The 21,144-nt window shown below is 31.8% G+C and carries 20 protein-coding genes and 1 riboswitch; all 20 genes read left to right on the plus strand.

All coding sequences use genetic code 11. From position 1 onward, the window contains the following. Complete coding sequence (locus KQ51_RS04570) at positions 1-1,416, plus strand: S41 family peptidase (RefSeq protein ID WP_038469471.1); 1,416 nt, start codon at positions 1-3, stop codon at positions 1,414-1,416. Then, positions 1,409-2,209, plus strand: a complete 801-nt coding sequence (locus KQ51_RS04575; protein ID WP_038469474.1) for a RecX family transcriptional regulator — start codon at positions 1,409-1,411, stop codon at positions 2,207-2,209. Before KQ51_RS04570 ends, KQ51_RS04575 begins: the two co-directional genes overlap by 8 nt. Then, complete coding sequence (gene glgB / locus KQ51_RS09815) at positions 2,206-4,065, plus strand: 1,4-alpha-glucan branching protein GlgB (protein WP_038469477.1); 1,860 nt, start codon at positions 2,206-2,208, stop codon at positions 4,063-4,065. The genes KQ51_RS04575 and glgB overlap by 4 nt, the downstream gene beginning before the upstream one ends. A 2-nt stretch (positions 4,066-4,067) precedes the next feature. After that, positions 4,068-5,198, plus strand: coding sequence for a glucose-1-phosphate adenylyltransferase (locus KQ51_RS09820; protein ID WP_038469480.1), 1,131 nt, complete (start codon positions 4,068-4,070; stop codon positions 5,196-5,198). Then, a complete protein-coding gene (locus tag KQ51_RS09645; RefSeq protein ID WP_081909908.1) occupies positions 5,191-7,602 on the plus strand; it encodes a glycogen/starch synthase in 2,412 nt (803 codons plus the stop codon). Before KQ51_RS09820 ends, KQ51_RS09645 begins: the two co-directional genes overlap by 8 nt. Positions 7,603-7,680: 78 nt before the next feature. Further along, positions 7,681-10,077, plus strand: a complete 2,397-nt coding sequence (locus tag KQ51_RS04595) for a glycogen/starch/alpha-glucan phosphorylase (RefSeq protein WP_038469483.1) — start codon at positions 7,681-7,683, stop codon at positions 10,075-10,077. A gap of 124 nt (positions 10,078-10,201) precedes the next feature. Continuing rightward, positions 10,202-10,318: riboswitch (FMN riboswitch) on the plus strand. 92 nt (positions 10,319-10,410) lie between these two features. After that, the gene (locus KQ51_RS04600) at positions 10,411-11,028 is read left to right on the plus strand and encodes an ECF transporter S component (RefSeq protein WP_038469486.1); all 618 of its coding nucleotides are present in this window, start codon (positions 10,411-10,413) and stop codon (positions 11,026-11,028) included. 57 nt (positions 11,029-11,085) lie between these two features. Continuing rightward, positions 11,086-11,901, plus strand: a complete 816-nt coding sequence (locus KQ51_RS04605; protein WP_038469489.1) for a purine-nucleoside phosphorylase — start codon at positions 11,086-11,088, stop codon at positions 11,899-11,901. Between the two features lie 168 nt (positions 11,902-12,069). Next, a complete protein-coding gene (locus KQ51_RS04610; RefSeq protein ID WP_052609197.1) occupies positions 12,070-12,432 on the plus strand; it encodes a DUF5684 domain-containing protein in 363 nt (120 codons plus the stop codon). A gap of 231 nt (positions 12,433-12,663) precedes the next feature. After that, positions 12,664-13,248 carry a peroxiredoxin gene (locus KQ51_RS04615; protein ID WP_038469491.1) on the plus strand — a complete coding sequence of 195 codons (585 nt, stop codon included), beginning with the start codon at positions 12,664-12,666 and terminating at the stop codon, positions 13,246-13,248. Between the two features lie 138 nt (positions 13,249-13,386). Continuing rightward, positions 13,387-15,084, plus strand: a complete 1,698-nt coding sequence (locus KQ51_RS04620; RefSeq protein ID WP_038469493.1) for a phospho-sugar mutase — start codon at positions 13,387-13,389, stop codon at positions 15,082-15,084. Between the two features lie 27 nt (positions 15,085-15,111). Further along, positions 15,112-16,413, plus strand: coding sequence for an RnfABCDGE type electron transport complex subunit C (locus KQ51_RS04625; RefSeq protein ID WP_052609199.1), 1,302 nt, complete (start codon positions 15,112-15,114; stop codon positions 16,411-16,413). 4 nt (positions 16,414-16,417) lie between these two features. Beyond that, entirely contained in the window at positions 16,418-17,542 is a 1,125-nt protein-coding gene (locus KQ51_RS04630; RefSeq protein ID WP_052609201.1) for an RnfABCDGE type electron transport complex subunit D, read from the plus strand. Next, on the plus strand, positions 17,532-18,059 hold the full coding sequence (locus KQ51_RS04635; protein ID WP_038469496.1) for an FMN-binding protein: 528 nt from the start codon (positions 17,532-17,534) through the stop codon (positions 18,057-18,059). Before KQ51_RS04630 ends, KQ51_RS04635 begins: the two co-directional genes overlap by 11 nt. Then, positions 18,059-18,862: an electron transport complex subunit RsxE gene (rsxE, locus tag KQ51_RS04640; RefSeq protein ID WP_071162085.1), complete on the plus strand. Its 804-nt coding sequence runs from the start codon at positions 18,059-18,061 to the stop codon at positions 18,860-18,862. Before KQ51_RS04635 ends, rsxE begins: the two co-directional genes overlap by 1 nt. Continuing rightward, complete coding sequence (locus KQ51_RS04645; RefSeq protein ID WP_038469499.1) at positions 18,859-19,464, plus strand: electron transport complex protein RnfA; 606 nt, start codon at positions 18,859-18,861, stop codon at positions 19,462-19,464. The genes rsxE and KQ51_RS04645 overlap by 4 nt, the downstream gene beginning before the upstream one ends. Then, a complete protein-coding gene (locus tag KQ51_RS09740) occupies positions 19,464-19,634 on the plus strand; it encodes a hypothetical protein (RefSeq protein WP_158497945.1) in 171 nt (56 codons plus the stop codon). The genes KQ51_RS04645 and KQ51_RS09740 overlap by 1 nt, the downstream gene beginning before the upstream one ends. A gap of 2 nt (positions 19,635-19,636) precedes the next feature. After that, the gene (locus tag KQ51_RS04650) at positions 19,637-19,942 is read left to right on the plus strand and encodes an RnfABCDGE type electron transport complex subunit B (protein ID WP_038469502.1); all 306 of its coding nucleotides are present in this window, start codon (positions 19,637-19,639) and stop codon (positions 19,940-19,942) included. A gap of 68 nt (positions 19,943-20,010) precedes the next feature. Continuing rightward, complete coding sequence (locus KQ51_RS04655) at positions 20,011-20,493, plus strand: hypothetical protein (protein ID WP_038469505.1); 483 nt, start codon at positions 20,011-20,013, stop codon at positions 20,491-20,493. A 1-nt stretch (position 20,494) separates the two neighbouring features. Next, positions 20,495-21,037, plus strand: a complete 543-nt coding sequence (locus KQ51_RS04660) for a permease (protein WP_038469508.1) — start codon at positions 20,495-20,497, stop codon at positions 21,035-21,037. Positions 21,038-21,144 lie beyond the last annotated feature (107 nt).

The raw sequence follows: 21,144 nt of genomic DNA on the forward strand, positions 1-21,144 counted from the left end.
ATGCAGAAGAGAATAGTTAGTATCGTCGCATTTATCTTAGTAGTAGCTGCTAGTTTCTACTTAGGTACATTTGTAAATACACCATCAGGTGAAACAAACCTAGTATTTGATGAAGTAATGAATCAATTACTAGATAACCATTATACAAAGCCAACTGAAGAAGAATTATGGCAAGGAGCAATTGACGGAATTTTAGATTCAGTTGATGACCCTTACACATCTTATTTTGATTATGATGAGTTTGATACATATAGGAGCAGTTTTGGTGAAACATACGTTGGGATTGGAATAACTGTGGTTTTTCAAGACGATCGTATTGTAGTCGAAGAAGTTAAAGCTGGTGGACCAGCTGATAATGCAGGAATTTTACCTAACGATATTATCATTGAGGTAGAAAGTGAAGATATCACTTCGATGAGTTTTTATGAAGCAATTAGTAACATTGTTGGTGAAGAAGATACCGAAGTTTCAATTGGTCTTATTCGTCAAGGTGTAGAAAATATAATTACATTAACAATGTCACGAACTGTCATTGTTAATTCAACAGTAACTTATACTACATACAATGTAGGAACAGAAACAATTGGTTATATTTATGTTAGTACTTTTGGAGATGCAACTGCTGAATTATTTACAGCTGCAGTTTTAGATTTAGAAGAAGCAGGAATTGATGGTTTAGTTGTTGATTTAAGAAATAATGGTGGAGGACATCTTGGTACTGTTGTTTCAATGCTTCAAGAATTTCTCGTTAACGATGGAAGAGAAATGTTTAGTATTGAATACTATGCTGAAGGTGTATTTAAAAGAGATGAGTTCTTTGGTAGTCTGGACGCTAAAAAATCATATGATATTGTAACTTTAGTAAATGGAAATAGTGCCAGTGCATCTGAAGTGTTTGCTTCTGCTATGCAAGAGCACGGAGAATATCCTGTAGTTGGAACAACAACATTTGGAAAAGGAACAATGCAATTAGATATTAAATTACAAGAAGATGAAAGTGACTTTATCCACTTAACCATTGGTAAATGGTTAACTGCAGACGGTAATTGGGTTCATTTTGATGGTGGAACTGATGGTGTTATACCTGATGTAATAGTTGAACAATCATCTACAGAATTGGCATATAAGTTGTTCTTTGCTGCTGATGAAAGTCTTGGGTTTGACACAGTCGATCATCGTACTGAAAATCTTCAAGTTATCTTAAATGCAATGGGTTATACTGTAAGAGAAGACGGATACTTTGATCAAGAAACCAAAGACGCTATTATAGATATCCAAACAAATAACTCATTAACAATAACCGGTGATGTAGATTCAGAGGTCTTAGTAATAATTAATGAATTCTTAACAACCTATAAAAATGATTATCTAAACGATTCGCAGTTAGCGGCATCGTTAAACATATTTGATGAATAAAATTATTGGTTTAAGAAAACTAAAAAATGACCGCTACATTATCGAAATTGAAGAAAAAGGAACAAAGGTTCCACATATAATAACCGAAAATACAATTATCAAACATAACTTACTAAGTAAAGATACTCTAACTAAAGAAGAGTATAAAAAAATTATAAAAGATAATGAATATGAACTACTTTATTTAAAAGCAATTAATTATATTAGTTATCAAATGAGAACAATTAGTGAGGTAAAGAAACACTTAAACAAAGACACTAAGAATAATACTTTAATCACAAAAATAATTGATGAATTAAAGAAAAACAGATACTTAAACGATAAAGAATATGTACAACAATTTGTTAATGAAAAAAAGGAATTTGATTTAGTAGGTCCCAGGTATATCAAGGAAAAATTAATTCAAAAAGGTATTCATTTTGATTTAATAAGTGAGGCTTTACTAAGCTATAATGAGCATATTCAATTTGATAAAATTTACCAATTAATCTCTAAAGAAATAAAGTACAAACAAAAGAAACCATATCAAAAAGTCTATCTATCTTTAAAACAAAAATTAATCACTAAAGGCTTCAACTTAAATATTATTGAATCATCTTTGCTTTCAAGGAAAGATGATATCAAGTTAATGATTGATGAAGAAGACTTATTAAAAAAAGATTATTTAAGAGTTAAAGATAAATACGATTTAAGTATTTATGAGGAAAAAAATAGATTAATTAAGAAACTAATGTCTAAAGGACACAATTACGAAACAGTAAAAGTGTTCATCAATAAGGAGGGAACAAAATGATCATGACTAAAGATGACCTATATTTCTTCAATCAAGGAGAGCTATTTGATGCTTACCGTGTTTTTGGTGCACATGTAAAAAAAGATGAAGCCGGAAATGTAGTTGGGGCTCAATTTACAGTATGGGCACCACACGCCAAAGAAGTAAGCGTATTAGGAGAATTCAATGGCTTTCAAGCTTGGGTCCATAATCTAACAAAAGTCGATTCAGCGGGAATTTGGAGTCTGTTTATAACAGAAGCAAAAGAGTGGGAATCATATAAATATGAAATCAAGACTAATGATGGTAGAACACTCTATAAAGCTGATCCTTATGCTTTCTTTAGTGCTGAAAGACCTGAGCAAATGTCTAAAGTTTATGATCTAGATGGTTATCACTGGGATGATAGCAAATACATGAAAAACCGTCATAATGAAAACCCTTATGAATCACAAATGAGTATATATGAGTTACATCTAGGTTCGTGGATGAATAAACCAGATGGGACACCACATAAATACAATGAGTTAGTAGATCATTTAATCCCATATCTATTAGGAAATGGGTTTACTCATCTAGAATTAATGCCAGTCACAGAACATCCTCTGGATCAATCATGGGGATATCAAGGTACTGGATATTATTCAGCAACTTCAAGATATGGAGTTCCTAAAGATTTAATGTATTTAGTAGATAAATGTCATCAAAATAATATAAAAGTAATTCTCGACTGGGTACCAGGACATATTTGCCGTGATGATCACGGGTTATATATGTTTGACGGAGAACCTACATATGAATATAGCGAAGAATGGAAAAGAGAAAACATTGTTTGGGGAACCGCAAATTTCGACCTTGGTAAAGGTGAAGTTCAAAGCTTCTTAATCTCAAATGCTTTATTCTGGATGAAAAAATTTCATGTTGATGGTTTTAGAATCGATGCAGTTTCAAACATTATTTACTACCTTGGAGATTCAAGACACGGTGTAAATGAAGGGGCATTAGAGTTCTTGAAAAAACTATCTACACAAGTATTTAAAGAACACAACCAAGCTCTTCTTATCGCCGAAGATTCAACAGCTTTTCCAAAAGTAACTCACCCAGTTCATTTAGGTGGAATTGGTTTTAACTATAAATGGAATATGGGATGGATGAATGACACACTAGAATACTTTGAGAAAGATCCCGTTCATCGAAAATATCACCATCATGATATCACTTTCGGCTTAACTTATGCCTTTAGTGAAAACTATGTTTTACCTTTATCACATGATGAAGTAGTTCACGGTAAACATTCTTTAGTCGATAAAATGCCCGGAGATTACTGGCAAAAGTTTGCTAACTACCGAGCACTCATGGGATTATTCTTTACTCACCCTGGTAAAACATTATTGTTTATGGGTGGAGAATTCGCTCAAATGCACGAATGGAAAGACTATACCGAATTAGATTGGAATCTACTAGAATATCCACTTCATTCATGTGCAAAAAGATTTGTAAGTGATATGAATCAAGTTGTTAAACATCATAAACCCTTATATGAATTAGATCATAACAAAGAAGGTTTTGCCTGGATTGATTCAAATAACTCAGATCAAAGTGTTTTTAGCTTCATTAGATATGCCAAAGATAAAAATGATTTTGTTGTAGTTATCTTGAATTTAACACCATTGGCTCATCATAATTTCCGTTTAGGTGTACCTAAAAAAGGAGCATACAAAGAAATTATTAATAGTGACAAAGATGTATATGGTGGAGGTAATCTTTATAATGGTTTACCAATTCAATCAGAAGTTATTAAAATGCATGATTTTGAACAATCAATCAATGTAATATTAAGTCCATTATCAATCACTATTTTGAAATTTGGTGAATAAATATGAAAAAACAAGTAATTGCCATGGTTATGGTAGGTGGCAGAGGAACGAGACTAGGAAATATTACTAAATCAACAGCTAAACCAGCTGTTTCTTTTGGCGGGAAATATCATCTTATCGACTTTGTTCTTAGTAACCTAACTAACTCAAATATTTTAACATGTGGAATTATTACCCAATATGAACCACATGAATTAATGTCATATATTGGACATGGTAGTACTTGGGATTTAGATGTTAATGAAGGAGGTATTTCTTTTTTAACACCATATGCTACACAAAATGATCAGTTATGGCAAAATGGAACTGCGAATGCCATTCATCAGCACATTAAATATATCGAACAATATAATCCTGACTATGTTCTAATTTTAAGTGGGGATCACATTTATAAAATGGATTACAATGACATGATTAATGAACATATAAAAAAAGAAGCAGAAATATCAATAGCTACTTTCACAGTTGATAAAAATGCTTCAAGATATGGAATTTTGCAGTCTAATGAAAAAGGTGAAGTTGTTAGTTTTGAAGAAAAACCAGAGAAACCTAAATCTAATCAAGCTTCTATGGGGATTTACGTATTTAACTCCAAAGTACTTCGTGAACTTCTGGAACTAGATGGAAAACAAAATACTGATTTTGGAAGCGATATAATTCCTCTTGCTTTGGAAAACAAACTAAACGTTCATGCCTTTGAGTTTAATGGTTACTTCAGAGATGTTGGAACAATTGAAAGTTTATATGAAGCAAATATGGACCTATTAGATAACCCTCAATATTTAAAACTAAGGGAATATGTTGATTTTCCTGTCTATGCTAAATCAGGTAATTTACCACCCCATCATATCGCTGAAAAGTGTAAAGTAATTAATTCGCTCATAAGTGATGGTTGCTTGATATACGGGGATTTAGAACATAGCATTTTAAGTAGTGGAGTTGTTATTGAACATGGTAGTAAAATTGTTGATACAATCGTTCACAAAAATGTAAGAATCGGTAAACTAAGTTATATTAAAAATGCAATTATTATGGAAAATAGTGTTATCTTACCAAACACCAAACTTGTCTTTAACAAAGTTACTGTTGTAGACAATGAGTACTTATGGAAGTTAGGTGAGACGAATGAATAATATGCTTGCTATTGTAGATGCAACGTTTAAAAATAATTTAGATACACTTACGTTACACCGTATGCCTGGAGCTCTACCGTTTTGTGGTAAATTTAGGCTAATCGATTTTACATTATCAAATATTAGAAATAGTGACATTACCAATGTCGCGATTTTCCCCTATGGTAATTATCGTTCTCTACAAGATCATGTTGGACGAGGTAAAAGATGGGATTTGGATCGAAGACGTGATGGATTATTTATCCTTCCACCTAAGAATTTATACATCTTACCTGGTAATATGATTACATTCCAAAGAATGTATGAACATATCGAGTTCTTTAAAAGATCTCGCCAAGAATACGCTGTTTTTACAGCTCCAAACATCGTGTGGAACATCGATTTTAATGATGTTTTATATGAACATATTGAAGCAGGAGCAGATATCACAGAAGTAATGTATCAAAACATCAGAAATAGAACGTTTATAATCAGTAAAAAACTGCTTTTAGAATATATTCTTTCTTATGACTCATTAGAATATAAAACGATGTTAGATTTAGTTCAAAAAGCACCGAATCTGAATGTTTATATTTATAAGCACCAAGATTATACAAGAACAATTACCGATACTTTTAATTACCTGAAATCAAATCTTGATATGTTGCGATTTGATATTGGTAAAAACATCTTTAGAAGTGATCGTCCAATCTTCTCTAAAGATAAAACAGCTCCACCTGCTAAATACCTTAGTAATGCAAAAATGAACAACTCAATGGTATCTTCAGGAAGCATTATTGATGGTACCGTTATCGATAGTATTATTGGTCGTGATGTTGTTATAAAAAAAGGAGCAGTAATAAAAAATAGTTATGTTTTATCAGGTTCTTACATTGAAGAAGATGCTAATATCGAATATGCTATTTTAGATAAGCAAACAGTTGTAAAAAAAGATACAGTTATTTCTGGGACATTACATAATCCATATATATCACAAAAGGAACAATTAGTAACAAATACCGATTGTCAGAGAATCCTCTTTATCGCTGCTGAATCTTATCCATTTATTAAAACTGGTGGATTAGCTGATGTTATTGGTTCTTTAAGTAGGAATTTGGTTCGTCTTGGACAAGAGATTTCAGTAATTATTCCACTATACAAAAAGATCAAAGACTCTTTTGGAGAAAGTTTAACTAGAGGTTCATCAAGACAAGTAGTATATGATGAGGAAGTCTATCATATTCGTATCTTTTCTTATACATACAAAAAAGTAAAACACTACTTCATAGAATCACATGATTTCTTTGATTTTGAAAATGTTTATGGTTATGAAAACGATGTCGATCGTTTTGCATTCTTTAGTAAAGCAGCTGTCGAATTTATGGATGATTTAGAGCCATTTGATCTAATTCACATTAACGACTGGCATACAGGACTTGTCCCTATTTTACTAGATAATTCACCACATAAAGGTATAAAAACACTACTGACATTACACAATATAGCATACCAAGGTATTGGTTCTAGTGATATAATTGATAAACTAGGAATTAAGGATTTTGCTCTTAGAGATGATAAAACAAATTGTCTAGAAATCGGAATAAATACTGCAACAAAACTTTCAACAGTTTCACCAACATATAAAGAAGAATTAAAGTATGAATATTACGGTAAAAATCTAACATATTCTCTCTTAAATAGAGAACGTGATTTTTACGGCATATTAAATGGTGTTTCAACATCATTTAATCCAGAAACAGATAAGTTAGTATACTGTAATTACAATGCGGAAAATAGAGATTGCAAGACGAAAAATAAGCAATATCTACAAGAACTAATGGGCTTAAAACAAGACCCTGATATATTTGTAATAGGAATGGTTACTCGTATTGTAGAACAAAAAGGATTTGATTTAATTATCCACAGTTTTGATGAAATTTTCAGTAATTATGATATCCAATTTGTCCTTCTTGGGACAGGGGATAAGAAGTATGAAGCTGAACTTCAAAAGTTAGAAGATAAATATCCAGATAAAATCAAACTTAATCTTGGTTATGATGCTACTGTGCCAAATTACATTTATGCCGGTGCTGATGCTTTCTTAATGCCTTCTCGTTTTGAACCGTGTGGATTAGGCCAAATGATTGCTTTAAGATACGGAACTTTGCCAATAGTAAGAGATACTGGTGGGTTAGCAGATACCGTAGAGAAGTACGATAGCTTAACTAGAAAAGGTAATGGGTTCAAGTTCTTTAACTATGACTCTAATGAATTAAGGAATACGATATTAGAGGCATATTATATTTATAAAAACGATCCTGATTCATGGAACATCCTAATGAAAAGAGCGATGAAATCAGATAATAGTTTAAAACGCTCTGCTAGGAAGTATATTGAATTGTATCGAGCAATTACCGAAAAATAAAATAAAATAAGATAACGGTTTCAGCAATGAAATCCGTTATCTTTTGCTATAATATATAATGAATAGGAGTGATTTGTAATGAACACTTATTTTAAAGATGAATATACTTTCTTAAGCGAATTTAAAGAACGTTTAGAAAAAAGATATATTGTAGAGCTTGCAAATGCAAGTACAAGACAAAAATATAATGTCTTAGGAGAAATGGTTAGTGAAGTTATCGCTGATAATTGGATGGATACTAAAAATGTCCTAAGTAACAATAACTTAAAAGAAGTTTATTATTTCTCTATGGAATTTTTAATGGGAAGATTAATAACTAATAACATTATGAACCTAGGATTACGCAATGTTATTGAAAAAGGGTTAGAAATAGAGGGTTTAGACTTAAACGAGATTGAACATTTCGAAAGTGATGCCGGACTTGGGAATGGTGGACTAGGAAGACTAGCTGCTTGTTTCTTAGATTCAATTGCATCTCTTGGATATCCAGGATACGGTAATGGAATTAGATATCGTTATGGTTTATTTGAACAAAAAATCCAAGGCGGATATCAAATCGAGAAACCAGATGATTGGTTAAAAGATGGTTATGTTTGGGAAGTAAGAAAAGATGAAGAAAGCATTACTGTTCCATTTGGTGGAAAAGTAATTTTTGAAGAAGGAAATGCTGTTTATTATCCAGATGAATTAATTAATGCTGTACCTTATGATGTCCCTATTGTAGGTAATGATAATGGTGTTATTACTCACTTACGCTTATGGAACGCAGAACCAACTGAAAAACGTCCAAGTGATAAAGATGCATTTGCCTATGATTCTGAAATTAGAAAAATTAGTGGATTTTTATATCCAGATGATACAACAAGAGAAGGAAAAGTATTACGTTTAAAACAACAATACTTCTTCAGTGCTGCTGGTGTTAAAAGTATTATCGAGCGTCACTTAGAAAAATATGAAGATTTTGCATTATTACCTGAAAAAGTAGTAATTCAAATCAATGATACTCATCCATCTATCGTTGTAGCTGAATTAATGAGACTATTAGTTGATGATCACGGTTTAGAATGGGATGAAGCTTGGGATATAACAACAAGAACTTGTGCCTATACAAACCATACAATCTTAGCAGAAGCTTTAGAAAAATGGAGTGTAGACATCTTCCAACCTGTCTTACCACGAATTTATCAAATAGTTGAAGAGATTAACCGTAGATTCTGTAAAGAATTATTAGACAAAGGTTATGATCAAGAAAAAGTTACTAAATTAGCTATCATCTCAAATGGAAGAGTACATATGGCTCATTTAGCTATCGTTGGTTCTTTCAGTGTTAACGGTGTAGCTGCTTTACATACTAATATCCTAAAAAATATTGAAATGAAAGATTTTAGTAATCTATATCCAAATAAATTTAATAATAAAACTAATGGTATTACACACCGTAGATGGTTGTTACATTCAAACCCAGAATTAAGCAGCATTATGGATATGGTTTCTGACAACTGGGTTAATGATCCTAATGAGTTAGAGAAATTATTGAAAAAAGCAACAACTAAAAAGTATCGTACACTAGTTAAGAAAATGAAAAAAACTAAGAAAGTCGCTTTAGCTGAGCGAATTGAAAAGGAACAAGGAATCAAATTAGATCCTAATAGTATTTTCGATATCCAAGTTAAAAGACTTCATGAATACAAACGTCAACTTATGAACGCTTTACATATTATGTATGTTTATAACAAACTAAAAAGTGATAGTAACTTTAAAGAAAACTATTATCCACACAGTTTCATCTTTGGAGCAAAAGCCGCAAGTGGATATCATTTCGCTAAAAAAGTTATTAAACTAATTAATACCATTGCTGAAAAAGTGAATAATGATCCTGAAACAAGCGACTTACTAAAAGTTGTATTCGTTGAGAATTACAATGTAACATATGCAGAAGCAATTATGCCAGCTTGTGATTTAAGTGAACAAATTTCAACTGCTTCAAAAGAAGCAAGTGGGACAGGAAATATGAAGTTTATGATGAATGGTGCTCTAACTATAGGTACTTTGGATGGAGCAAATGTTGAAATTGCTGAACTTGTTGGTGAAGAGAATATCTTATTATTTGGTTTAAATGCTGATGAAGTTAACCAAGTTAATATCGACAAAACATATAATCCAAAAGCTATTTATGATAATCATGTTGATCTACATTTAGTAATTGATCAATTAACTAATGGATTCTTCGAAGATGTTGCAAAAGAAGAATTTAGAGAAATAAGTGATAGATTACTATTCTCTGATAATTACTTGGTATTAGAAGATTTTGAAGGTTATCGTTTAGCACATGCTAGAGCTAATGACCTTTATAAAGACGAGGAAGCATGGTTTAAAGCAACTATCATTAACATCGCAAAATCAGGTTACTTCTCAAGCGATCGCACAATTAAACAATATGCTACAGAAATTTGGAATATAAAACCAATTAAATAAAACGGCTTAATTAAGCCGTTTTTTATTAACTAAATATTAGTCTCATATTCTAGATTGATATAGTATTTATAAACCATTATAATTTTATTTGACAACTTTTAAAAACTAGAATATAATACACTTGAACAATCTTCAGGGCAGGGTGAAATTCCCGACCGGCGGTAAAGTCCGCGAGCACGAAAGTGCATGAATTGGTGTAACTCCAATACCGATAGTACAGTCTAGATGGAAGAAGATAAAAATATATACCTTTTTTGGGTATATTATATCTTTTGAAATGAGTCCTAACGATTTTTCGTTAGAATTTTTTTATTTTAAAGGAGTGAAAAAAAGATGAAAAGAAGCAAAGTTTTACAAATTACGGTGATTGCGAACCTAACTGCACTAGCAGTTCTATTCTATTTCTTTCCAAAGTTCCCTTTACCATTCTTCCCCGGATTTCTAGAAATCCAGTTTTCAAATCTACCTGCAATTATAGGTGGATATGCACTTGGTCCTATTGCCGGTGGTGCAATTGTAGTTATTAGAACATTAATTAAATTACCTTTCTCAACAACAGCATATGTTGGAGAACTAGTTGATTTACTTATTGGTCTATCTACTGTTTTAACTTCAGCGTACATCTATAAGCGTAATCGTACTTTAAAAGGGGCATTACTAGGTATGGGTGTTGGTACAATTGTATGGGTTGTAGTAGCAGTAGCAGCAAACTATTTCTTTGTTATTGATTTCTACGTTGAATTTTTCTTCAACGGCGCAATCGAACCACTTGTTGGAATGGCTAGTATGATCCCAGGAATTACAGCAGAAAACTTTATGAGTAAGTATATCTTATATGCAGCTATTCCGTTTAACTTACTATTAAGTGTTATTGTCTATAGTGTGACATTCTTAGTCTATAAACGTATTTCACACTTCATTGATGAATTAGCAAAAAGATTTCAAAAGTAACAAGTAAAAAGGCATTTAATGCCTTTTTTTGTTATACTAATATTAAGAGGTGATTCAATGTATGATTTAGCAATCGAAGCTAAGTACTATATTTTACAAAACATAACAACAGAACCAAAGACAGCGATAGTGTTGGGTAGTGGTTTGACAAGTATCATGGACGAACTTACTGACAAAGTTGAATTAAATTATGCAGATATTCCAAACTTTAAAACAAGCACTGTTAAAGGTCATACATCAAAATTAATATCAGGTAAACTTAATGGTAATGATGTTCTTTTAATGAGTGGAAGATTTCATTACTATGAGGGATACTCAATGAAGGATATTACATTTCCAATCTATGTATTTAAACTATTAGGTATTGAAAACTTGATTCTGACGAACTCTTGTGGAGGAATCAACACTGAGAAACTGTCCCCAGGAAGTATTATGGTTGTTAATGATTTTATTAATCTTATGCCATCAAACCCTTTGATTGGAGAAAACAATGAAAAGTTTGGACCAAGATTTCCTGATATGACTGAACCTTATGATCTGTCATTAAGAAAACTGGCTAAAGAGAAAGCAAAAATGTTAAATATCGAATACGTTGAGGGAGTATATACTGGCTTTATGGGTCCTTATTATGAGACAAAAGCCGAAATAAGAATGATTAAAACAATGGGTAGTGATGCTGTTGGTATGAGTACAGTACCAGAAACAATTGTGAGTAATTATCTAGGAATTAAAACTTTAGCTTTTGCAACAATTACTAATATGGCAACAGGAATTCAAAAAGTAAAACATTCTCATGAGAATGTAGTAAAGATAGCTGGTGAAGCTTCTAAAAAATTAGCTCTTTGGATAAAAGAAGTAGTAAAATCGATATAAGCTAACAAAATAAAACAACTTAATAATTTAAGTTGTTTTTTAAATTATAAGTTAATGCTTTAATAAAGCCATAAATATTGATTATTTTAAATTATTTTTTATAACTATTGAATATGATATAATAGTAATAGGGACTCTTAAAAGAGTTAAAAAAATAAGGAGGTTACTATGGGTTTTTCAGATTTTGATTTATTGCAAGGTATAGGGGTAGGTTTTTATTTATTTTCATTAGCATTTGGTATTTTTATGATAGTTTGTATGTGGAAAGTATACGAGAAAGCAGGATATCCAGGTGTAGGAGCAATTATTCCAATTTATAACGTTTATGTTGAAGTAAAAATGGGAGGATTTAGTGGTTGGGCATTATTATTATTCTTTATCCCAGTTGTTAATGTTATCTTCGCATTTGTCTTATTATTTAAGATAGCTGAGAATTTCGGTAAAGGTGGAGGATTCGCCTTAGGGTTAATTTTCTTAAGTCCAATTTTTTGGGCTATACTAGCATTTGATGATTCAGTATTTCAAGGGTAACTATTAACGTTATCAAAAGCCTATTTGTCATTAATTGACTTGTAGGTTTTTTTTATTGCATTTTATTGATGTAAACCTTTTAAGTATATCCTCAAATAACAAAAGATAATACTTGACCATAATATTTTATTTCAACATGTAATATTTGCAAATCATATTATTTGTAATAATACTAAATATTTAGTAAAATCGAGTTGGATAATAATTATATTATTGAGGAGGAAATAGAAAATGAATTATGATAACGATTTTTATGTAACAGGTGCAAAAGTTGGAAAGCCAGCACCTAAATTTGAAATGGATGCAGTATTACCTGAAGGTGAATTTGTAGATCGATTTGGTAAAGTAACATTAGATGAACATTTAGAAGCAGGAAAATGGGTTGTATTATACTTCTATCCATTAGATTTTACTTTTGTTTGTCCTACAGAAATTAAAAAATTTAATGAGTTAAACACAAAATTCGAAGAGAAAAATGCAGTATTAATTGCAGCTTCTACAGACAGTGTATTTAGTCATTTAGCATGGCAAGATAGAGCTGATTTAGGTAGATTAAACCATGTTCATGCTTCAGATGGTAATCACGTTGTTTCTGAAGCATATGGTATACTTGATGAAGAAAAAGGATTAGCTTGGAGAGGTACTTTTATTATCGCTCCTGATGGTACTTTAAAAGCTGCTCACGTAAACCACGGTGAAGGTGGAAGAAACGTTGATGAAGTTTTAAGAACATTAGAAGTTTTCCAAAATGAAATGGAAGGAAAATTAGTTCCTTGTGGTTGGACTCCGGGTTCAGATTTTGTTGTAAAGAAATAGATAATTGGCTTTTATAACTATAAGTTATATAAATAAGATTGATATTTTCGAACATTAAATAGAAAAGGCTATTTTACATTGTAAAATATGTCTTTTTTTGTTATAATATCTTAGATGTTTTTAGAGAGGAGAATGGGTATGTTTAGAGAAGAATTTGAGAAGTGGAATCGTTATAAGAAATTGGATGAAGAACTACGTTTAGAACTTAATGCAATGGATGAGGAAACTAAAAAGGATGCATTTTACAAATCAGTAGAATTTGCTACTGCCGGTATGAGAGGTATCATCGGTGCTGGAACTAATCGTATGAATAAATACACAATTAGAAAAGCAAACTATGGCTTTGGTATGTATTTAGTTAAGAAATATAAAGGCGAATTAGAACGTGGTGTAGTTATAGCACATGATAACCGTCATAAAAGTGTCGAATTCTCAAAGGAAAGTGCTTGTGTTTTAGCAAGTCTTGGCATTAAGTCATACATATTCGAAAGTCTAAGACCAACTCCGGAATTAAGCTTTGCCGTTAGACGATTAGGAGCTATTGGTGGAATCGTAGTTACAGCATCGCATAATCCTGCTGCATATAACGGATATAAAATTTACGATGAAGATGGTTGTCAATATGTTCCAAGAATGGCTGACAAAGTAATTGAAAATGTTAATGAGATTGAAAATGTATTTAACATTGATTACATGGATTATGAAGAAGCACTATCTAAAGGCCTAATTGAAATTATTGGTGAAGAAATCGATAGAGAATATTTAGAAGCAGTTGATACTGTTCAATTGAATCAAGATTTAGACAAAAACCTTAAAGTTGTCTTTACACCTTTACATGGGACAAGTGCTAAGATTGGTTTAATTGCTTTAGAAAGAAACGGTTATGATGTTATTCCTGTTATCGAACAACTGGAACCTGATCCTGACTTTAGTACTGTAAAAAGTCCTAACCCTGAAAGTAAAGAAGCTTTTGCTATGGCAATTGAATACGGTAAAAAACATAAAGCAGATATCTTAATTGCTACAGACCCTGACGCTGATCGTTTAGGTGTAGCTGTAAGACATAATGGTGAATATATTTTACTTACAGGTAATCAAACAGGTGCAATTCTTGTAGATTACATTTTAAGAACAAGAAAGAATCAAGGAACTTTACCTACTAAAGGAAAAGTCTTTGATACGGTAGTTACTAGTGGTTTAGGAGCAGCAATTGCTAAAAGTTATGGTATGGAAGTTGAAAGTACTTTAACTGGATTTAAATTCATTGGTGAAAAAGCAAAACAGATAGAAGATACAGAATATGAATTTATGTTTGGTTATGAAGAAAGTTATGGTTATGTAATTAAAGACTTTGTTCGTGATAAAGATAGTATTCAAGCATTACTATTAATTAGTGAAGTAGCTAACTTAAGTAAGCGTAGAGGTTTAACACTATACGATTACTTAATTGATTTATATGAAAAGCATGGTTTTTATAAAGAAGATTTAGTAAATATAGTCTTAGAAGGTGCTGAAGGAGAAGAACGTATCAAAGAGATTATTGAGTACTTCCGTGCAAATAAACCAACAAGAATTTTAGATTTAAGAGTTTTTAAAACAGAAGATTATTTGACAAGAACTAGATATTTTGAGAAACATACAAATGAAATCGATTTACCAATTTCAAATGTACTTAAGTTTGTTCTTGAAGATGGAAGTTGGTTTGTACTTAGACCAAGTGGAACTGAGCCTAAACTTAAAATTTATATTGGTGTTGTAGGAAAAACATTAGAAGATTCATTAAGTAAAAATAAGGAAATTAAAGAAGCAGTTTTAAAAATCATCGACAGAGTTTAAAAATACACATTAGGACGTGAAGAGAAAATGATCAAGAAATCAAGAAAGGTACGGGACTATAAAGAACTTACAAAAGCTTTACCAACACTTAGATATGTTGAACCAGAAGCTGTTTACATCCACCTCCAAAATGGTAGATGTAAAACGTATGATCTTTATGTCAAAGAGGGTGACAAAGTAACCCTTGGTGAAATTATTGGGATTCGCCATGGTGGATTTTTTGAACAACCAATCCATGCTACTGTCAGTGGGACAGTTGGAGTAGTTGGTAGAAAATTACACCGTACAGGCCGCAAGGTTGATTGTGTTGAAATTAGAAATGACTTTAGAGAAACACCACATCATAGTGTGGTAGATAGACCTGATAGCGTTATTGATACACTATCACAAGAAGAAATGGTTGAAATTATTAAAGATAGATCACTTGTAGGTTTAGGTGGAAGTGGGTTCCCAACTTACATAAAGTTAGCTACAAAAGAAAAGATTAATACTGTGGTAATTAATGCAGTAGAATGTGAACCTTATCTTAGTAGTGATTATAGATTAATCTTAGAACATCCAGACCGTGTTGTTGCTGGTATGAAATATATCATGCAAGCTTTAAACACTAAAAAAGGTGTTATCGCAATAAAAGAAAACAAAGATTCTTTATACCAAGTTTTAACACAAGTAATAAATCACCGTTTCCCAGACTTAGATATTAAAGTTATGCGTTTAGGTAACTATTATCCACAAGGTTGGGAAGTAGAAGTATTTAAAAATGCTTTAGGAATTACCATTCCTCATGGAGAACTTCCAATGAAGTATGGCGTTATCGGTTTTAATGTATCAACAGCAGCAGGTGTTTTTGATGCAATAAAACATAACTTGCCAGTAACTAAGCGATACTTTACTTTAACAGGTGATGCGATCAAATTTCCGCAAAACTACCGTGTTAAAGTAGGTACAAGTGTAAAACAATTAATTGCTTTAAGCGATGGTTATAAAGAAGAATATGATGAAGTATTAGTAGTAATGGGTGGACCAATGATGGGTGTAAGTAGTGTTAGTGATGATGTAATCGTTTCTAAAACTACAACATCAGTAATTATTCTACAAAATATTGATTATCAGGAAGAACCTTGTGTTCGTTGTGGTAGTTGTGTTTATAGTTGTCCAACTCATTTAGAACCAGTTCAAATAATGAATGCAGTAAAACGTAATGATAAAGAAGCGATGAAAGGTCTTGAGGCTTATAAATGTATTGAGTGTGGATTATGTGCTTATGTTTGTACAAGTAAAATCCATGTTACTGAATATGTTCGTAAAGCTAAAAAGTTAATAGGGTGATATCATGATAGAACATCAACCAAAAATAATTAGAAAAACATCTCCTTATTTAAGAAGACCACAAGCTAGTGTTTCTAGAATGATGCGTGATGTGGTTATAGCATTATTGCCAATTACTATCTTTGCAATTTATTCATTCGGAATGGACGCTGTAAAAATATTATCAACAGCTATAATCTCAATGGTATTAGCTGAGTATTTCTATTATCAAATTGTTGATAAAATCAAAGGAGAAACATTTAAATTTAAAAACAAAAGTTTTACTCTTTATAATTTTAGTGCTCTAACAAGTGGACTGATCTACGGATTAACCTTGCCTGATCAAACACCGATATGGGTTGTTGCTGTATCAGGAATACTTGGAATATTCTTAGCTAAGTTAATCTTTGGTGGGTTAGGTCAAAATGTCTTTAATCCAGCTGCAGTAGCTAGAGTAATAGTAGTAGTAAACTTTGCCATTGCTTATGGTTCTCATACAGCAGACTTTGCCTTAGCAGGTACTGTTGATGGAATGAGTGGAGCAACTGCATTACAATATACAAACTTTGCATATACATCCGATGCAGGACAGATGATTACTAATGCATTTAATCCTGCAGTCCTTGATAATTTCAGTTTAATGAACTTATTTACCGGTATGGGAATACCGGGTAGTCTTGGAGAAGTTAGTGCAATATTACTAATTCTAGGGGGAATCTATTTAGCTCTTAGAACTAGTTTTGAAGTTAGAATACCACTTGCTTATGTTGGAACAGTTTTCTTGCTTGCAGGAGTTGTTGCTATACAACAAGGTTTAGGTTTATGGTATCCGGTATATCACGTATTAAGTGGTGGATTATTATTTGGAGCTATTTTCATGGCAACAGATCCAATCACTTCACCAATAACTAAACCAGGACGGATCTACTTTGGATTTGGTCTCGGTGTTATAACATTCTTTATTAGACTTTTTGGTGCTTTACCAGAAGGTGTAGTATTCTCGATTTTAATTATGAATATGTTTGTCCCTACATTCGATTACTTTAAATGGAGTAAATCTAGATTTACAAATAAAGGTAACTTAATATTTGCTGGTGTAATAGTAGCAACTATCTTAGTCACAGTGTTAGGAGTTCATTATGGGTTCTAAATTTAAAACAGCACTCGTGTTATTAGTTATAGGGGCAATAAGTGGATTCTTAATTTGGGGAACAAATGAATTATCAAAAGATGGAATCTTAGAAAATAGAGAAATTAGAGAACAAGGATATTATAAAGAACTATTTAATTTAGACGATGATTTTGTTATTACATTTACTAAAGAGATTTTAGAATCAGGGTTAGAAGAAGTTGAATTAGTAGATGCAAATAGTGATGTTATTGGGTATATCTATAAAATGACTGATACAAACGCATATGGAGATATCGTTATCTTAGTTGGGATTGATACTAACGGAGTTATTAAAAACGTTATTATTTCAAGTTCAACAAATACTCCAACATATGTTAAAGCAGTAAAAGATGATAATCTAGCAGGTCTAACTAATCAAAATGCAAATGATGTTGATTATGACGATGTAACTAGTGCAACATTTACTTATGGTAGTGTTAAAAAAGTTGTTGATGCTAGTGTTGAGTATTATCTGTTGAATCGAGGTGACGAATAATGAGTAAAAAAGAAAACTTCTTAAAAGGATTCTTCAAAGAAAATCCGATATTCGTCTTCTTATTAGGAATGTGTCCTGCCTTAGCGACTACTTCAACATTTGAAACAGCGTTAGGTATGGGGATTTTAGTTGTATTTGTATTAACAATGAGCAATATTGTTGTTAGTTTACTAAGAAACTTAATTCCAAATGATGTACGTACACCTTCTTATATCGTTGTTATTGCGACTTTTGTAACAATTGTAGGAATGTTAACTGAATGGAAAGCTTATGCTTTATATGAAGCTCTAGGTGTATTTATACCTTTAATTGTGGTTAACTGTTTAATTTTAGGGCGAGCAGAATCATTTGCTTCTAAAAACAAAGTTGTTGATAGTGCAATTGATGGTTTAGGAATGGGTCTAGGATTTACGTTTGCCTTAGTTGTTATTGGTTTTGTAAGAGAATTATTAAGTACCGGTAGTATTATGTATGGTAACTACCTACCATTTTTCGTTGATAAACCAATATACTTATTTACATTTGATTGGCTGATTGATGGTGTTGTATATCTTATAAATCTAATTCCAAATATTTCAATTTTGGTAAATGGATCTATTGAAGATGTTGCAATTCCAATGTTTGCTTTACCAGCGGGTGCATTTATAGCCCTTGGATTAATCTTATCTTTTATTCAATCTAAACAAGTTAAAAAAGCTGAAAAGTTAGAAGCAGAACGTAAAGCATTAATTGCTGAGAAAAGACGTATTGCTTTAGAAAAGAAAAAAGCAGCAGCACTTAAGAAAGTAGGTGAAAGTGCATGAGTTGGACAGTATTTGTAGCAGCTATTATTAGCTCGATGTTAATTAACAATGTTATTTTAATGCGTTTCTTAGGTATTTGCCCTTTCTTAGGAGTAAGTAAGAAATCAAGTAGTGCAGTAGGTATGAGTGCAGCAGTATTATTTGTTATGGTAATTGCTACTGCAGTAACATATACAATTTATGATCTTGTATTATTCCCATTTGATATCCCATATATCTCAACAATTGCTTTTATTTTAGTAATTGCAAGTTTAGTTCAATTTGTTGAAATGATAATGAAGAAATATAGTAAATCACTATATAAAGCTTTAGGTATTTATTTACCACTTATCACCACAAACTGTGCTATCTTAGGAGTTGCAGAAGGAAATATTACCGGTGTTTGGACTGAAACAATGCCTTACTTCAATGGATTGCTTCTTTCAGTATCTAATGCTGTAGGTACAGGATTAGGATTTGGTTTAATTTTATTTGCTTTCTCTAGTGTTAGAGAAAGATTAGATTCATCAAATATTCCAAAAGCATGGGCCGGAGTTCCAATTAGTTTAGTTGTTGCTGGAATTATGAGTTTAGCGTTTGCTGGATTGGTAGGTGTTATTTAATGAAAGAACTAATACCGTTCATTATGATTGGTGGTTTAGTTTTAGTATATGTATTATCATATGCTTTAAATAAAAGAACGCCAGTTCCAGAAGAATGTTTAGATGATATCGATACTGCTGCATGTACAAGTTGTAATAACTTCGCATGTGGACATCACGGAGGCGAATAGAAATGGCAGCGACGATTACTTTAGCAGTGATGGGACTTTTACTAGGACTTGGACTTGCTTATGCGGCTGATGTCTTCAAAGTAGAAGTGGATATCCGTCTTCAAGAAGTAGAGAAAAGACTACCAGGGTATAATTGTGGGGCTTGTGGTTATCCAGGTTGTAGTGGATTTGCCGAAGGAATCATGGAAGGTGAAGTAGAAAAACTTTCGATGTGTAAACCAGGTAAAGATGAAAACTATAATGCAATCATTGAATATCTAAAAGATAATCCCAATAGTGATGGTAGTATATTAAAAATACAAAAGTAGGCAACCGCCTGCTTTTATTTTGACTTAATACTTTCAATATTATAAAATACCTAAGAGGAGTGATTTGTGTGAGTCTTGATCAAGTAATAATTTATGTCTTAACAGCAATTTTATTAATCGCATCATTAATTGCTGATAGGCAAAAAACATTAAGAGGATTAAAAAAAGGTGGAAAGGCATTTATGAAATTAATGCCTGTTTTATTACCTTTGTTTTTATTTATAGGAATTCTATTAGCAATTGTAACACCTGATTTTATTTCGAAGATGCTCGGAGAAGAAAGTGGATTTATGGGAATGATATTTGCTCTTGTAGTAGGTAGTATTACTTTTATGCCAGCTTTTCTGTCATATCCGCTAGGAGCTGAACTGATTGCAAGTGGAGCAGGAGTAGCTCAAGTAGCTGCTTTCTTAGCAACATTAATGAGTGTTGGGGTAGTATATTATGCTGCTGAAAGTAAGTTATTTAGTAAAAAAGCCGCTATTTATAGAAATGTAGTGAGTTTTATTGGTGCATTATTAATTATTCTTATAGTATTGGTGGTGTATTAATATGATGAAAATTATTATGAAAAATAAGTTCTTAGTCATTTCAGTTATTCTATTAATTATATTTGCTATTTTCGATATGAGCATAACAATCAAGGCATTATCAAATACGGTTAGTCAAACAAAGAGTATGTTATTGATCGTCCCACCTATCTTTATACTCATCGGATTATTCGATGTCTGGGTATCTAGAGAAAAAGTTATTGAGCTTATGGGAGAAAATTCTGGACCAAAAGGAATGTTCTTAGCATTCTTCTTAGGTGCATTCTCAGCAGGACCAACAATGGCGGCATTCCCGGTTGCATTAATTATGTTGAAAAAAGGTGCTAAGTATTCAAACGTTATATTTTTCATTATGACATGGTCTACACTTAAAATACCGATCATTCTCTTTCAAATTTCTCAAGTAGGATGGAAATTAACAACTATCATTAATACTAGTATGCTCATAGTCTTTATTCTCGGTGCATTATTTGCCGATAAACTATTTAGCTCTAATGAAAAGGAAGAAATGACTAACAAAGCGATCAACTATACTTCAAAGTAAGAAAAATAAAAGCATAAATTTTATGTTTTTTTTTTGAGTCAATTCCTACATTAGTGATAAGTTCTGGTATGTAAAGCGTTTTCATAATAAAAACGGTTTCCTAGTGT

This window comes from Candidatus Izimaplasma bacterium HR1, assembly GCA_000755705.1.
Taxonomy (GTDB): Bacteria; Bacillota_I; Bacilli_A; order Izemoplasmatales; family Izemoplasmataceae; genus Xianfuyuplasma.